Here is a 15,588-nt window from a genome sequence, read left to right as displayed (position 1 = left end):
AATCACGGTTTGCATCCGATCTTTTAAATCCGAACTCTTACATCCGATCTTTTAAATCCGGTATTTTAGATCAGAGCAGGCAAACTAAACTTTTGCCTGCAAAAACGCTTTCAGCGCGGCCAGATCATCAAAGGCGTGAGTGGCTATCATATTGAGCCATTCCTGATGACCCTCTTCCCAACCGGCTTCGCCGCCATGCTGCAGCAACTGGGCATACTGCTGGATACGCTTGAGACCAACACTGCCGGCCGCGCCCTTGAATTTGTGCGCTTCCGAGCACAGAGTGTCCTTGTCACCAGCCTCTTTCGCCTTTACCAGATTACCAACGTACTCAGGCATCAGCTGTTCAAACAACACCACACTCTTAAGCAGGGTTGCAGCCCCGATGGCGCTGACATATTGCTCCAGCGTGTTTAAGTCGAGAATTGAGTCCAGTTCGGCAATAGCCATCAAGGCCCCCTTTTTGGTCAGTGAAAATCATGCAAGCGGCGCATGACCGCTAATACTAAGGCACATCATACCCGCTCCAAATCAGGGCGCAACCGTACCGCATTTGAATTCCCTGGATAATTCCTCATTTTTACAACTTTTTAACCACAAACAGTATGATAAACGCTATAAATAGACTTTTGTCGTAGACTCAAACAGATAGGGCGAGTCGGTGCGGCTTCCCTGCCCGCCTGATTGTGCCAGCGCCTGGGTGATGGCGGTCATTGCGAGCCACTTGTGGCCACACCAATCGGGGGCAAGCAGCAAGGGCGCGCGGGCATGGGCGGTCACCCGATGAAACAGCACCTCGGCGGGGGTAGCCTGAATAAGGGCGGTTGCGCTGCTGACATACTCATCGAGGCTCATCGTCTCAAGCCTGCCGGCGCGCCACTGTTTGGCCATGGTGCTGCCTTCTACTATATGCAGCGGATGCAACTTAAGCCCATCGACCCCAAGCGCCAGCACCCGCCGATGGCTTTGCGCAAAATCCGTCGCTGTCTCACCGGGCAGCCCCAGAATAAGGTGGGTACAGACCTTGATGCCGCGCGCTCTGGCCCTTAGCACCGCATCCTCGTAGGCACGGAAATCATGGCCGCGATTGATGCGCCTGAGCGTTTCATCCCGCGCCGTTTGCAGCCCAAGGTCCAGCCAGACCTCAAGACCAGGCCTTTGATACGAGGCCAGCAAATCCAGCACCTCATCGGGCACACAGTCCGGGCGGGTACCAACAAACAGCCCGGCCACCTGCCCCATGGCGAGCGCCTCATCGTAGCGGCGCTTAAGCACAGCCACTTCATCATAGGTGCTGGTATAGGCCTGAAAATAAATGAAATACAACTCATCTTCAGCACCGGTCATCTGCCGTTTGAGCTGTGCGGCGATGCTGGCCTCATCTTTGCCATCGTTATTGAAAGACGGCACATGACAGAAACTGCAGCCACCTTTACCAAGGGTGCCGTCGCGGTTGGGACAGGTAAAACTGGCATCCAGCGTCAGCTTTTTTACCCGCCTGCCAAAACGGCGGCGGCAATCGTTGCCAAAGGTGTTTACCAGCATATCAAGGCTGGCGGCGGGCTTGAGAATTTCGCTCAAAACGTGGCTCAAAACGGCTCCTCGGTTAAAAATCCGGTGCCAATTTTAGCGCCAACGGCCACTGTGGCTGTGGATCCAGGTCAAACTATGGTGGGGTTGGCACAGTCTGGGATCCCGCTCACACCCACGCATTAAACAAAACAGATTCCACTCACAATTTGTGAATAGTTAATCAAATCGCCAAAAATTGCATTTTCTTCACTGTGTCTGCAAAAAAACTCACTATTTCTATTGCAGAAACAATACCCCAACCTGTTACATTTTGGTGAACACAAAAGTGCTAAAAAATTAAAATTACTATAATTCATAATGTTATAGCGACACTTTCACAGTTGACGTTAACGTAAAGCAATTATCAAAACTGTATGAAACGTGACTTTTTACCCACATTTTATGCAATCTTTAGGTTTGACCTTTGTAAAGTCTCAGGATAGTTTGAGAAGTTCGGGTGCATATCTATCATTATTTTTTGCGTGATTCCCCGAGCAGTATCAGTCAGAGGTTTTTTGGTGGGGGATTTGTATGAGCTTGTATCATCCCAGTTTTGAGCGGGACAATTGTGGATTTGGTCTGATAGCCCAGATGGATGGCGAGGCCAGCCACCGCATTGTGCGCACCGCTATTGCGGGACTGGATCGCATGAAACACCGTGGTGGCATCGCCGCAGATGGCCGCACAGGTGACGGTTGTGGTCTGCTCATGCAACTGCCAGTTAAGTTTTTCGAGGCCATTGCCGCCGAAAACGATTGGCACCTGTCGCGCAAGTTTGCCGTGGGCATGTTCTTTTTAAGCCAGGACGACGACAAGGTCGCCGCCGCCCGGGTTTTGCTGGAACGCGAGCTTGAGCGCGAAACCCTGAGCATTGCCGGCTGGCGCGAAGTGCCGGTCAATCCCGATGTGCTCGGCGAAATCGGTAAGGCAAGCCTGCCGCGCATAGTGCAGGTATTGATTAACGCCCCTATCGGCTGGCGTGAAAAAGATTTGGAGCGACGCCTGTATATGGCCCGTCGTCGCCTCGAGCAGCAAATCAGCAATGACCCGGATTTTTATGTGGCGAGTCTGTCCGGTCAGGTGATTGTGTATAAAGGCCTGATGATGCCGGCCGACCTGCCTGCCTTCTATCCTGACTTGGCCGACATTCGCCTTGAAAGCGCTATCTGCCTGTTCCACCAGCGCTTTTCAACCAACACTTCGCCAAAGTGGCCGCTGGCACAGCCGTTTCGCTTCCTTGCACACAACGGCGAAATCAACACCATCACAGGTAACCGCCAGTGGGCCCGTGCCCGTGCTTACAAGTTCAACTCGCCGCTGCTGCCTGACCTGCAGCAGGCCGCCCCCTTTGTAAACGAAACCGGCTCCGACTCCTCCTCCCTCGATAACATGCTGGAAATGCTGCTCTCCGGCGGTATGGACTTGTACCGCGCCATGCGTCTGCTGATCCCGCCCGCATGGCAGAGTAACCCCGAGATGGACGAAGAGCTGAAAGCCTTCTACGACTTCAACTCCATGCACATGGAACCCTGGGATGGCCCGGCCGGTATTGTAATGACCAACGGCCGCCACGCCGCCTGCGCGGTGGATCGTAACGGCCTGCGTCCGTCCCGTTATGTCATCACCAAAGACCGTATTCTGACCCTCGCCTCCGAAGTGGGCATTTGGGACTATCAGCCCGACGAAGTGGTGGAAAAAGGCCGCGTTGGCCCCGGTGAACTCCTGGTGCTGGATACCCTTAACGGCCGTCTGTATCAGTCATTTGAGATTGATAACGACCTCAAGCGCCGCCACCCCTACAAGGAGTGGATGACCAAAAACAGTCGCACCCTGAAACCTGCCGAAGAGATGACCGGCGAGCAGCATGGCGCCAGCGAATTTAGCCGCGATACCCTGCTGCAATACCAGAAACTGTTTGGCTATACCCGTGAAGAGCTCGAGCAGGTAATTTGGGTGCTGGCGACCCAGGGCGAAGAAGCCGTGGGCTCCATGGGCGATGACACCCCAATGGCGGTGCTGTCGCAAAAGAGCCGCTCGCTGTTTGACTATTTCCGGCAGAAATTTGCCCAGGTCACCAACCCGCCCATCGACCCGCTGCGCGAAAAGCACGTGATGTCGCTGGCAACCTGCGTTGGCCGCGAGCAAAACCTGTTTAACGAAACCACCGGCCATGCGTACCGGGTGATGTTCAACTCGCCGATTTTGCTTTACTCCGACTTCAATCAGTTGATGTCGCTCGATAAAGCTTACTATCGCGCCAACATTGTCGATTTGAATTACGATCCGGCCGAGGGCCTCGAAGGCGCCATTCGCCGCATCACCGACGATGCCGAGCGCCTTGCCCGCACCGGCACCACTTTGCTGGTACTGTCCGACCGGGCCGTAGCCAAAAACCGTCAGGTTATTCCGGCGGCCATGGCCGTGGGCGCGGTGCAGCAGATGCTGGTTGCCAAGAGCCTGCGCTGCGACACCAACATCATAGTAGAGACCGCTTCGGCCCGTGATCCGCACCATTTTGCGGTGCTGCTGGGCTTTGGCGCCACCGCCATTTACCCCTATCTGGTGTACGAGTCCATCGCCGAGCTTGCTAAGCGCAACAACGCCGACGACATGGTCGCCCTGATGCTGAACTTCCGTTACGGCATCGAAAAAGGTCTGCGCAAAATCATGTCCAAGATGGGCATCAGTACCGTGGCCTCTTATCGCTGCAGCCAGCAGTTTGAAGCCATCGGTATTGCCAGCGAAGTGATTGAGCTGTGCTTCAAGGGCGTGGTGAGCCGTATCGAAGGGGTGAACTTTGCCCATCTCGCCAAAGATCAGGCCAAGCTGCATCAGGCGGCGTTTCGCCCCCATGTGCCGCTGCCACAGGGCGGATTGCTCAAATATGTTGAAGGCGGCGAATACCACGCCTTCAACCCGGATGTGGTCAACACCCTGCAGGCCTCCCTGCACGGCCGCGACTATGGCAAGTACAAGGAATTCACCAAACTGGTGGACGAGCGTCCGGTAGCCATGCTGCGCGATCTCATTGGCATTCGCGGCGCACTTAAGCCGGTGGAGCTTGCAAGCGTTGAAGACGCCAAGGGGCTTTATCCGCGCTTCGACAGCGCCGCCATGAGTATCGGCGCACTGAGCCCAGAGGCCCACGAGGCGCTGGCGATTGCCATGAACCGCCTCGGCGGCCGCTCCAACTCAGGTGAAGGCGGTGAAGATCCACGCCGCTTCGGCACCGAGCGCAACTCGGCCATCAAGCAAATTGCCTCCGGCCGCTTTGGAGTTACCGCCCACTATCTGGTGAATGCCGATGTGCTGCAGATAAAAGTCGCCCAGGGCGCCAAGCCAGGTGAAGGCGGACAGCTGCCCGGCCATAAGGTCAGCGTTGAGATTGCCGGTCTGCGTTACGCCCGCCCCGGTGTCACCCTGATTTCACCGCCGCCGCACCACGATATCTACTCGATTGAAGATTTGGCGCAGCTGATTTTCGATTTGAAACAAATCAACCCGAAGGCGCTGGTGAGCGTGAAACTGGTGTCTGAGCCAGGCATTGGCACCATAGCCACCGGCGTGGCCAAGGCCTACGCCGACATGATAACCGTGTCCGGCTACGATGGCGGCACAGGCGCAAGCCCGCTGACATCGGTGAAGTACGCAGGCTCTCCCTGGGAGCTTGGCCTTGCCGAGGTGCATCAATCGCTGGTGGAAAATGGCCTGCGCCACAAAATCCGCCTGCAGGTGGATGGCGGCCTGAAAACCGGCACCGACGTGATTAAAGCCGCATTGCTTGGGGCCGAGAGCTTCGGCTTCGGTACCGTGCCCATGATTGCCCTTGGCTGTAAGTACCTGCGTATTTGCCACCTCAACAACTGCGCCACCGGGGTTGCCACTCAGGATAAAAACCTGCGAGACAACCACTTCCACGGCTTACCGGAGCGGGTGATGACCTACTTCGAATTCGTGGCCGAAGAAGTGCGCGAATGGATGGCCAAACTCGGCGTGAGCCAGTTTGAAGACTTGGTTGGTCAAACTTCATGGCTCTATGCCCTCGAAGGCGAAACCGAGAAGCAGCACGGCCTGGACCTGTCGCCCATTCTGTATCAGCCAACCGTGGCCAAAGGCTCGTCCCGCACCTGGCAGGAAATCAACCCGCCCACCGACAAGGGACTGCTGAACCAGCGCCTCCTGGCCGATGCCGGTGATGCCATCGCCAAGGGTGAAGACTTCAGCGCTGCGTATCGTATTGCCAACACCGACCGTTCGGTGGGCGCAGCGCTCAGCGGTCATATCGCCAAGACCTGTGGCCTTGGCGGCGCCAAGGGCAAGGTCAGCCTGTCCTTCAGCGGCACCGCCGGACAAAGCTTTGGCGTGTGGAACGCGCCGGGCCTTGAAATGAGCCTGTGCGGCGATGCCAACGACTATGTCGGCAAGGGCATGTCAGGCGGAAAACTGTCGATTTATCCGCCCCTTGGCAGCGCGTTCCAGAGTGAGCGCACCGCCATTGTCGGCAACACCTGTCTGTATGGTGCCACCGGCGGCAAGTTCTTCGCCGCGGGTCAGGCCGGCGAGCGTTTCGGGGTACGTAACTCAGGCGCCATCGCGGTCATCGAGGGCCTTGGCGACAACGGCTGCGAATACATGACCGGCGGCATAGTGGTGGTACTCGGCAAGACCGGGGTTAACTTCGGTGCCGGTATGACAGGCGGCTTTGCCTACGTGTTTGACCAGTTCCGCCGCTTTGGCCGCCGGGTTAACACCGAGATGGTCGACACCCACAAGGTGGATTCAGTCATCCATCAAAAGCACCTGCGTGGCCTGATTGAGGAACACGTCAAGGAAACCGGCAGCGAACACGCCAGGGCGATTTTGAGTGACTTTGATAACTGGCTCGACTGCTTTGTGCTGGTCAAGCCGAAGAATGTGGCGGTGGCCGATCTGCTCAAAAACGAGCAGCAAAGCCCTGAACTGGCAGTAAAGGCGGGGTAATCGCATCATGAGTAACGACTTTCAGTTTATTGAAGTTGGCCGCAAAGATCCGGCCAAGCAACCGATAAAACTGCGTGCCACGCAGTTTATCGAAATCTATCAGCCATTTACCCAGCCACAGGTGAATGAGCAGGCCGACCGTTGCCTCGACTGCGGCAACCCGTACTGCGAATGGAAGTGCCCGCTGCACAACTACATTCCCAACTGGCTCAAGCTTGCCAAGCAGGGCCGGATCATGGAAGCGGCGGATCTGGTGCACGAAACCAATACCCTGCCGGAAATTTGCGGCCGGGTGTGCCCGCAGGATCGCCTCTGCGAAGGCGCCTGTACCTTGAATGACGACTTTGGCGCCGTAACCATAGGCAACGTCGAGAAGTACATCACCGACACCGCCATCGCCCAGGGCTGGCGTCCGGACATGAGCAAAGTCACGCCGCGCAAAGAGCGGGTCGCCATCGTTGGCGCCGGCCCTGCCGGTCTTGGCTGCGCCGACATCCTTGCCCGCAACGGCATCAAGGCGGTGGTGTTCGACAAGTATCCGCAAATCGGCGGCCTGCTGACCTACGGCATTCCCTCGTTCAAGCTGGATAAATCCGTGATGGAAACCCGCCGCCGGGTGATGGAAGGCATGGGCATCGAGTTTCGCCTCGGGGTCACTGTCGGTAAGGACATCGCCTTTGCCGATCTGCTTAAAGACTACGACGCCGTGTTCCTTGGCATGGGTACCTACAGCGCCATGCAGGCGGGTCTGCCCGGTGAAAACGCCGAGGGCGTATTGCAGGCGCTGCCATATCTGATTGGCAACACCATGGAATTGCTTGGCCAGCAAAGCGAGCACAACCCTTATATCAACCTCGCCGGTAAAAAGGTGGTGGTGCTTGGCGGCGGTGATACCGCGATGGACTGCGTGCGCACCGCAGTGCGTCAGGGCGCGAGTGAGGTGACCTGCGCCTATCGCCGCGATGAGGCCAACATGCCGGGCTCGCGCCGCGAGGTGCAAAACGCACGCGAAGAAGGGGTTAACTTCCTCTTTAACCGCCAGCCAGTGGCCATCAAGACCGAAGGCGGCAAGGTGGTGGGCATTGAGTGCATCGAGACCCGCATGGGCGCCGCCGATGCCAACGGCAGACAAGCGGCCGAAGCCATCCCCGGCAGCGAGCAACTGCTCGAGGCCGATGCCATCATCATCGCCTTTGGTTTTCAGCCAAGCCCAGCCCCTTGGTTTGCCGACTTTGGCATTGAGCTTGATGCCAAGGGCCGGGTAAAGGCGCCCAAACTTGCCGACAACCCGTTCCAGACCAGCAATGCCAAGGTGTTTGCGGGCGGCGACATGGTGCGCGGCTCAGATCTGGTGGTGACCGCCATCGCCGAAGGCCGTGAAGCGGCCCAGGGCATTCTGAACTTTTTGGAAACTGCCGGCGCCTGACGCCAGGTTTCAACCCAGTTGCTTGTGTCTTGCGCATCCAAGGCTTTGGCCGAGGATGCGCTTTTTTTTGAGCCTGTATGCCCCTAAGGAAGGTGCGAACAAGTCGTCGCACAGCTCTGGCTTTGATAGCGACGACAGTTCAAGGCATTCAGCTGAAGGCATGCCGAGGCCTGCTGAAGTTGAATAACGACGAAATGGGGTTGCTATCAAAGCCCCGCAGGGCGTGGCTTACAGCGGTATCTGCCGCGTTACAGTTCTTGCGAAGGACTAGGGCCATTCGCTGCGAACTGTGCCTTGCATCTATCCACTGTAAGCACACGCAGAGCAAGCACGGGACTTATTCGCACCTTCCCTCATCCGACTGTGCTATATTGAGCGCTATTCTTAGTTCAGTTCAAAGGCAAGTTTATGAAAATTGGTATTATCGGCGCCATGGAGCCGGAAGTTGCCCATCTTATTTCCTCCCTGTCGGGTGCCCGTACCAGCAAGATAGCCGGCATTGAATTCACCGAAGGCGAATTGCACGGCAAACAGGTCATAGTGACCCGCTCCGGTATCGGCAAAGTGGCGGCGGCGCTTGCCACTACCCTGCTTATCGATAAATTTGCTCCGGATTATGTGATTAACACAGGTTCGGCCGGTGGCTTTGTCGACAGCCTGACCATAGGCGATGTGGTGATTGGCAACGAAGTGCGCTACCACGACGTGGATGTGACCGCCTTTGGCTATGAAATCGGCCAGATGGCGCAGCAGCCTGCCGCGTTCAAAAGCCATCCAGCGCTTATCACTGCCGCCAAGGCTGCGGTGGCCAAGCTCGGTGAAGTGAAAACCATCGAAGGCCTTATCTGCACCGGCGACAGCTTTATCTGCGATCCGGTTCGCACCGCCAGAATGCGCGCCGACTTCCCCACCATGGCCGCCTGTGAAATGGAAGGCGCGGCCATCGCCCAGGTGTGCCACCAGTTTGGTACCGCCTTTGTGGTGATCCGCTCCCTGTCCGATAACGCCAACAACGACAGCCCGGTCGACTTCGGTGAGTATCTGGTGAAAGCCGGACACCACTCGGCGCTGATGGTCATGGCGCTTATTGAGGCACTCTGATGCTGGAGAGCCAGTTTGTCGGCAAGCTCGTCGCGCTCGATGGGGCCCTGTTTGAAGGGTTCCTTATCCTGCTGTGCGCGCTGCCGCTGGCAAGACTGGCTCCCCTGCCCCGCGACATGCAGCCCATGGTATGGTTTGGGGTGCTGGCGCGGGAGCTTGGCCGCAAGGTCAATCATCCCGAGCGCGGCCGTCGCCAGCAAATGACTGCCGGGCTGTTATCGGCACTCTTGCTGATTTTGCCCTTCTGGCTGATTGTGGTGTTTTTACTGCAGCTTGCCGCCTTTCCGTGGTTTTTCGAATTTATCATTCTTTACCTGTGCTTATCAGACGCAAGCTTTGCCCAGGTGGCCGATGAAGTGCACCGCTTTGCCTCCCACGGCAACAAGGAGCAGGCAAAGAAGCTGCTTGGGCAATATGTCAGCCGCGACACGACCGAGCTGTCGGAAGTTGGCATCGCCAAAGCCACCATCGAAAAGCTGGTCACGTCACCCATTTACGGCACCGCCAGCACGGTGTTTTTCTTCGCCATAGCCGGTGCGCCGCTGGTGCTTTTGGTGCGCATGCTCAAGCAGCTTGAGCTGGTGTGGCCGCCCATCTTGCCCCGCTATCAGGCGTTTTGTGCGCCTATCAATCGGCTGGTGTCGCTGCTGCAGTATCTGCCTGCATGGCTTTGGAGCCTAAGCCTCGCCATTCAGGGTGGCCCTGCGGGCTTTAAAGCGCTTATCAGCCACAGGCGCTGGCACCCGCTTGGCAATGCGATGCGGGCAGCTTCAGTCACCGCGGCCATTCTTCACATCGAGCTTGGCGGCGCGCAGAAATTTCAGGGCGAGCGGGTGGTTATCGATAAGGTCGGCACCGGGCCGCTGCCCGATGCAAGGCATATTCCCTTGGCGATAAAACTCGCCAATCGCGCCTGTTTTACCTGGTTTGCCTTTTTAGTGTTCATGCCCATCGCCTGGACAGTGCTGCGCTACCTGCAGACGCTGTAATTTAACAAGCCAGGCACTATAATGAACGGCCGCGCAAACTGGCGCGCACACCGGTTTCATTCCCTTAATGGACACTCATCTTGTTTGAACAATTGCACATCTCATTGACGACGCCGGCACTGCTGTTTCCGGCTATCTCGTTGTTGCTGCTGGCCTACACCAACCGCTTCTTTTCACTGGCGGCGCTTATCCGCACCCTCTCGGGGGGCGACAAGCCGGTGCACCGGGATCAGATTGATAACCTGAAGAAGCGCATCGTCATCATCCGGCGCATGCAGGAAGCCGGAGTGCTGAGCTTCGCCCTGTGTGTACTGTGTATGATTTTTATCTATATCGGCATGAACAAAACCGGCTCGCTGATTTTCGGCGCCAGTTTACTGCTGCTCCTCTATTCACTGATTTTGTCGGTGATTGAAATCCGCATCTCGGTGGATGCGCTCAATATCCACCTGAAAGAGATGAGCAAATGAGCTGGATTTACTTTTTTGACCTGTGCGGCACCGCCGTATTTGCGCTGACAGGCGCACTGGCGGCCGGTCGCCACCGGATGGACCCCTTCGGCGTAACCGTGCTTGCGGCCGTGACTGCAGTCGGCGGCGGCACCATGCGCGACGCCATCATAGGCGCGACGCCTGTGTTCTGGCTTAGGGATCCCAACTACATGATAGTGATCCTCGCTACCGTACTCTTTACCCTGATTTTTATCCGCCGCCCGCGCAAGGTGCCGCAGTACACCCTGCCGATTGCCGATGCGCTGGGGCTTGCCCTTTTTACCGTGATTGGCGCGCAAAAAGCCTTAAGCCTTGGGCTTAACGGTATGTCCGCCGTTATCATGGGCTTGATTACCGGGGTGGGTGGCGGCATTATCCGAGATGTGCTTTGTCGCCAAATTCCTATGGTGCTGCGTACCGAAATCTACGCCACTGCCTCTATCCTCGGTGGTATTGCCTATACGGTCAGCCTCAAGCTCGGCATGGACAGCAAAACGGCCATGTGGCTGTCGATGCTGAGTGCGTTGGTGCTTAGGCTTGCGGCCATTCGCTGGCACTTGTCGTTGCCAGCCTTTGATTTGAAAACCAAGAGAGAGTAACAGTTGCGAAAAATAGTATTACTGCTGTATCTGCTGACTGCCGGGGTGTTCGCTCAAAGCGAGATGCCCAAAGAGCAGCAGATGGCAGTAGACTATATCAACGCCCTCACCAGCCACGATTATCAAACGCTGGAAACCTTTTACAACCGCGACAGCGTGTTTCAGGACCGCACCGCCGGGCGTAAATACAAGGGCGGGCGCTTTATCATCGAGTTTTTTGAGCGGGCCCACGAAGGAGTGCTGGAATACCAGTTCAATATCGAGCACATGTATAACTCGGGCTCACTGGTGGTGATGATTGGCAACTATCGGCTCAAGGGGCCGGGTGAGCAATTTGGCAAGCCGGGGAAAATCATTGAGGTGGCGGTGCCTGCCGTCACCACACTGAAGCTGGATATGCGTAATCACAGGGTGACCGAGCATATCGATTTGGTGGACTATCAGACGTTGTCGGATCAACTGTCGATGCAATAAGCAATGGCTATAAACAAAGAGGGCGCCCGCAAGGCGCCCTCTTGTTTTACTTAATTTAGATTCAGCTCAGGCTTATCAGCTCAGGCAGTTTAGATCAAAGTCACCTTGGCAAACTTGCGCTTACCCACCTGGAAGATGGCGCTGTGGCCCTGGGTGAATACCGCCTTGGCATCATCCAGCTTGTCGCCGTCCATCTTCACCGCGCCCTGTTTGATCATCCGCAGCGCTTCAGAGGTCGAATCCACCAGACCCGCGTCTTTGAGCAGATTGGCAACCGCCACGCCTTCACCGGCTTCCAGGGTCACTTCAGGAATGTCATCGGGCATGGCGCCCTTCTGGAAACGGTCGATAAAGTTCTGATGCGCTTTTTGCGCCGACTCTTCATCGTGGAAACGGGCAATGATTTCCTTCGCCAGCGCAATCTTGATGTCGCGCGGGTTGGCACCATTTGCCACATCGGCTTTGAACTGCTCGATTTCGGTCAGCGGACGGAACGACAGCAGCTCGAAGTAGCGCCACATCAGCTCGTCTGAAATCGACATGATTTTACCGAACATTTCGTCCGGCGCTTCGCTCACACCAATGTAGTTGTGGGCGGATTTGGACATCTTCTTCACGCCGTCCAGACCTTCGAGCAGCGGCATCATGATAACTGTCTGTGGCTTCTGGCCTTCGGCCTTTTGCAGCTCACGGCCCATCAGCAGGTTGAACTTCTGATCGGTACCGCCAAGCTCAACGTCGGCCTTAAGCGCCACCGAGTCCCAGCCCTGCAGCAGCGGGTACATAAACTCGTGAATAGCAATCGGCTGGCCGCCGCTGTAGCGTTTTTTGAAATCGTCACGCTCAAGCATGCGCGCCACAGTCTGGTGCGAGGCCAGACGGATCATTCCGGCAGCGCCGAGCTGTTCAAGCCAGCTTGAGTTGAATTCGATACGGGTCTTGGCCGGATCGAGAATTTTGTAAACCTGCTCTTTGTAGGTTTCGGCGTTGGCCAGCACCTGCTCGCGGGTCAGTGGCGGACGGGTACTGTTTTTGCCACTTGGATCGCCGACCATGCCGGTAAAGTCACCGATAAGGAAGATAACTTCATGGCCCAGATCCTGAAACAGGCGCAGTTTGTTCAGAATAACGGTGTGACCAAGGTGAATGTCAGGTGCAGTCGGATCGGCACCCAGCTTGATGCGCAGTGGACGGCCTTCTTTCAGTTTTTCAACCAGATCCGCCTCAAGCAAAATCTCGTCTGTTCCCCGCTTAATTTCCGCTAAAACCTGATCCAAATCAGCCATGTTGGCAACTACCCCTTTCGCTAGCCGTTATCAATCAAAGAGAGCTATGTTACTTGTTAGCCTGTGCAAATGAAAGCGTGTACACTAGGCTCAGTTTTTTACCGTGTCATAATTTGATACCAGACTCACATGACCAAAGTTCTTACGCTGTTCAAGCTGCTGCCAAAAAAACACCAAATCGTGTTGAGCGTGCTTGTATTGCTGACCACACTGTCGCTTTTTTTTCCGTCTGAGGAAGCCGAGGCTTCCCGGCAGTATCCTTCTGAGGCCCATTCCGAGGTCGACTTTACTATTCCGCTGTCACAGCGCGTGCCCCATCCGCCCAAGGGCGATGAAGTCAGCTTTGGTGCGCCCAATGGCGAATCAGAGCCTGAAGATGCCCGCAGCAATCGCCGCGATGAATTAAAACAGGCATCCAAAACGGCCAATCAGAATGAACCCCAGGGCACCAACCGCGAAGTAGAACACTTTGAAGTTGCCCGGGGCGATACCCTGGCAACCTTATTTCAGCGCGCCGATCTGACCAGCGGCGACGTGCACGAAATCAGCCAGCTGCCCGAAGCACGCAAAAACCTGTTGACCATCATGCCCGGCGAAGAAATTGCCATCGTAAAAGATGCCGAAGGCAAATTTGCCGAGCTCAATTACCGCATCGATGCCGTCAGCACCCTGGTGATTGCCAAAACCGACACTGGCTACAGCGAAAAAATCGAAGTCAAACAGCTGACCACCCGCACCGAATTTGCCCAGAACACCATTCGCAGTAACTTTTGGTCGTCTGCGGTGGATGCTGGGTTAAACGCCTCACAAATCATGGATCTGGCCACCATCTTCGGCTGGGACATCGACTTTGCCCAGGATTTGCAAAAGGGCGACAGCTTTGCCCTCCTGTATGAAAAACACTATGCCGACGATACCTATGTGCGCAGCGGCAACATTCTGGCGGCTGAATTTATCAATAACGGTGAGCGCTTTACCGCCATTCGTTATGACGACGGCAACTATTACTCCGAAACCGGTCAGGGCATGCGCAAGGCGTTTTTACGCTCGCCGGTGGATTTCAAATACGTCAGCTCCAACTTCAACCCCAAGCGGCTGCATCCGGTAACTGGCCAGGTGAAAGCCCACCGCGGTGTGGATTATGTGGCGGCCATTGGCACCCCTATCAAGGCGGCCGGCGGCGGTAAAGTCGTTGAAGCAGGCTACAATCAATACAACGGTAACTATGTGTTTATCAAACACAACTCCACCTACACCACCAAGTATTTGCACCTGAACAAGTACAAGGTAAAGCGGGGAGATACCGTAAAGCAGGGGCAAATCATCGGCACCCTGGGTAAAACCGGCCGGGTGACCGGCGCGCACCTGCACTATGAATTTATTGTCAACGGCGTGCACCGCAACCCGCGCACCGTGGATCTGCCCAAAGCCGACTCCATCGGCAAAAAAGAGCAAGGCAAGTTTAATCGCATCAGCAAGGATCTGATGGCCAAGATTGAGTTCAACAAGCAGCAGCAACTGGCCATGAAGTCACAGGAAAAGCAGACACAATGACCCAATCTCTTTTTATCGGACTCATGTCCGGCACCAGCATGGACGGTGTCGACGCCGTATTGGTGGATTTTGCCGGCGCCGAGCCCAAGCTCGTTGCCGCCCACACTGAAGCTATCCCTGAGCATCTGCTGAAGGGGCTGCAGCGCCTGTGTCAGCCCGGGCAGGATGAAATCAACCGCCTCGGCAGGCTCGACAGAAGCGTCGGCTCGCTGTTTGCCAAGGCAGTAAACAACCTGCTGCAAAAGGCAGGCGTTGAGGCCAAAGACATCACCGCCATCGGCAGCCACGGCCAGACAGTGCGCCACATGCCGAACCTTGAAGTGGGCTTTACGCTGCAGATTGGCGACCCCAACACCATAGCCGCCGAAACCGGCATCGATGTGATTGCCGATTTTCGCCGTAAAGACATCGCCCTTGGCGGTCAGGGCGCGCCGCTGGTGCCTGCATTCCATCAGCAGGTATTTGCCAAAGACGGCCAGTGCCGCATCATTCTCAATATCGGCGGCATCGCCAATATCACCTTTTTGCCGGGCAATGCCGATGCGGTGCTCGGCTTTGATACCGGCCCCGGCAATACCCTGATTGATGCCTGGGTGCAGGAAGTACGTCAGCAACCCTTTGATGCCGACGGCGCTTTTGCCGACAGTGGCAACACCAACGACAAGCTGCTGACCCAGCTGTTGTCTCACCCCTATTTTGCACTGTCGCACCCCAAGAGCACCGGCCGCGAGCTGTTTAACCGCGCCTGGCTTGAGCAGCAACTGGAAGACTTTGCCAATCTGGATGAAGCCGATATTCAATCCACCCTGCTGGATTTGACCTGCCGCAGCATAGCCCAGGATATCTATAAGCTGTCGTGGGAAGGCGAGCTGTTTGTCTGTGGCGGCGGCGCGCTCAATGGCGCGCTGGTGCGCCGACTCGGCGCCCTGCTGCCCGGTTACAGCATAGAAACCACCTCGGCGCTCGGGGTCGACCCCAAGTGGGTCGAAGGCATTGCCTTTGCCTGGCTGGCGCTGCGCCATCATCAGGGCTTACCGGCCAACCTGCCTGCGGTCACCGGCGCAAAACGCATGGCCGTGCTTGGCGCGCGCTTCCCGGCGAATTAACGCACCCGCC

General features: G+C 56.4%; 12 protein-coding genes. 9 read left to right on the top strand and 3 right to left on the bottom strand.

Annotated elements, in window-relative coordinates; genetic code table 11:
* Positions 1-84: 84 nt before the first annotated feature.
* Together KJI95_RS08080 and mnmL are read right to left on the bottom strand one after the other, a co-directional pair.
* A complete protein-coding gene (locus tag KJI95_RS08080; RefSeq protein ID WP_214506662.1) occupies positions 85-450 on the bottom strand; it encodes an Hpt domain-containing protein in 366 nt (121 codons plus the stop codon).
* A gap of 165 nt (positions 451-615) precedes the next feature.
* Complete coding sequence (mnmL, locus tag KJI95_RS08075; protein WP_214506829.1) at positions 616-1,545, bottom strand: tRNA modification radical SAM protein MnmL/YtqA; 930 nt, start codon at positions 1,543-1,545, stop codon at positions 616-618.
* 558 nt (positions 1,546-2,103) lie between these two features.
* Here mnmL and gltB point away from each other — a divergent pair.
* From gltB to KJI95_RS08040, 7 genes are all read left to right on the top strand, one after another.
* Entirely contained in the window at positions 2,104-6,552 is a 4,449-nt protein-coding gene (gene gltB / locus KJI95_RS08070; protein ID WP_214506661.1) for a glutamate synthase large subunit, read from the top strand.
* Positions 6,553-6,559: 7 nt separating this feature from the next.
* A complete protein-coding gene (locus KJI95_RS08065; protein WP_214506660.1) occupies positions 6,560-7,978 on the top strand; it encodes an FAD-dependent oxidoreductase in 1,419 nt (472 codons plus the stop codon).
* A gap of 408 nt (positions 7,979-8,386) precedes the next feature.
* Positions 8,387-9,079 carry a 5'-methylthioadenosine/S-adenosylhomocysteine nucleosidase gene (mtnN, locus tag KJI95_RS08060; RefSeq protein ID WP_214506659.1) on the top strand — a complete coding sequence of 231 codons (693 nt, stop codon included), beginning with the start codon at positions 8,387-8,389 and terminating at the stop codon, positions 9,077-9,079.
* A 2-nt stretch (positions 9,080-9,081) separates the two neighbouring features.
* Positions 9,082-10,068 carry a cobalamin biosynthesis protein CobD/CbiB gene (locus KJI95_RS08055; protein WP_432653792.1) on the top strand — a complete coding sequence of 329 codons (987 nt, stop codon included), beginning with the start codon at positions 9,082-9,084 and terminating at the stop codon, positions 10,066-10,068.
* 92 nt (positions 10,069-10,160) lie between these two features.
* Entirely contained in the window at positions 10,161-10,538 is a 378-nt protein-coding gene (locus tag KJI95_RS08050) for a DUF2721 domain-containing protein (RefSeq protein ID WP_214506828.1), read from the top strand.
* Complete coding sequence (locus KJI95_RS08045; RefSeq protein WP_214506657.1) at positions 10,535-11,158, top strand: trimeric intracellular cation channel family protein; 624 nt, start codon at positions 10,535-10,537, stop codon at positions 11,156-11,158. Before KJI95_RS08050 ends, KJI95_RS08045 begins: the two co-directional genes overlap by 4 nt.
* Positions 11,159-11,221: 63 nt before the next feature.
* The gene (locus KJI95_RS08040) at positions 11,222-11,632 is read left to right on the top strand and encodes a nuclear transport factor 2 family protein (RefSeq protein ID WP_214506827.1); all 411 of its coding nucleotides are present in this window, start codon (positions 11,222-11,224) and stop codon (positions 11,630-11,632) included.
* Positions 11,633-11,721: 89 nt separating this feature from the next.
* Here the strand turns inward: KJI95_RS08040 and tyrS are convergent, their stop codons facing one another.
* Entirely contained in the window at positions 11,722-12,918 is a 1,197-nt protein-coding gene (gene tyrS / locus KJI95_RS08035; RefSeq protein ID WP_214506656.1) for a tyrosine--tRNA ligase, read from the bottom strand.
* A gap of 129 nt (positions 12,919-13,047) precedes the next feature.
* Between tyrS and KJI95_RS08030 the strand changes: the two genes are divergently transcribed.
* Positions 13,048-14,472, top strand: a complete 1,425-nt coding sequence (locus KJI95_RS08030) for a peptidoglycan DD-metalloendopeptidase family protein (RefSeq protein WP_214506655.1) — start codon at positions 13,048-13,050, stop codon at positions 14,470-14,472.
* On the top strand, positions 14,469-15,578 hold the full coding sequence (locus KJI95_RS08025; RefSeq protein WP_214506654.1) for an anhydro-N-acetylmuramic acid kinase: 1,110 nt from the start codon (positions 14,469-14,471) through the stop codon (positions 15,576-15,578). The genes KJI95_RS08030 and KJI95_RS08025 overlap by 4 nt, the downstream gene beginning before the upstream one ends.
* Positions 15,579-15,588 lie beyond the last annotated feature (10 nt).

This window comes from Shewanella jiangmenensis (genome assembly GCF_018596335.1).
In the GTDB taxonomy this organism is placed as follows: Bacteria; Pseudomonadota; Gammaproteobacteria; order Enterobacterales; family Shewanellaceae; genus Shewanella; species Shewanella jiangmenensis.
This window is presented reverse-complemented; position numbering and strand designations above follow the sequence as displayed.

Bases quoted from the DNA above. Each gene is read 5' to 3' on its own strand.
- KJI95_RS08080 (WP_214506662.1), bottom strand. From the start codon at position 450: ATGGCTATTGCCGAACTGGACTCAATTCTCGACTTAAACACGCTGGAG.
- mnmL (WP_214506829.1), bottom strand. From the start codon at position 1,545: ATGCTGGTAAACACCTTTGGCAACGATTGCCGCCGCCGTTTTGGCAGG.
- gltB (WP_214506661.1), top strand. From the start codon at position 2,104: ATGAGCTTGTATCATCCCAGTTTTGAGCGGGACAATTGTGGATTTGGT.
- KJI95_RS08065 (WP_214506660.1), top strand. From the start codon at position 6,560: ATGAGTAACGACTTTCAGTTTATTGAAGTTGGCCGCAAAGATCCGGCC.
- mtnN (WP_214506659.1), top strand. From the start codon at position 8,387: ATGAAAATTGGTATTATCGGCGCCATGGAGCCGGAAGTTGCCCATCTT.
- KJI95_RS08045 (WP_214506657.1), top strand. From the start codon at position 10,535: ATGAGCTGGATTTACTTTTTTGACCTGTGCGGCACCGCCGTATTTGCG.
- KJI95_RS08040 (WP_214506827.1), top strand. From the start codon at position 11,222: ATGCCCAAAGAGCAGCAGATGGCAGTAGACTATATCAACGCCCTCACC.
- tyrS (WP_214506656.1), bottom strand. From the start codon at position 12,918: ATGGCTGATTTGGATCAGGTTTTAGCGGAAATTAAGCGGGGAACAGAC.
- KJI95_RS08030 (WP_214506655.1), top strand. From the start codon at position 13,048: ATGACCAAAGTTCTTACGCTGTTCAAGCTGCTGCCAAAAAAACACCAA.
- KJI95_RS08025 (WP_214506654.1), top strand. From the start codon at position 14,469: ATGACCCAATCTCTTTTTATCGGACTCATGTCCGGCACCAGCATGGAC.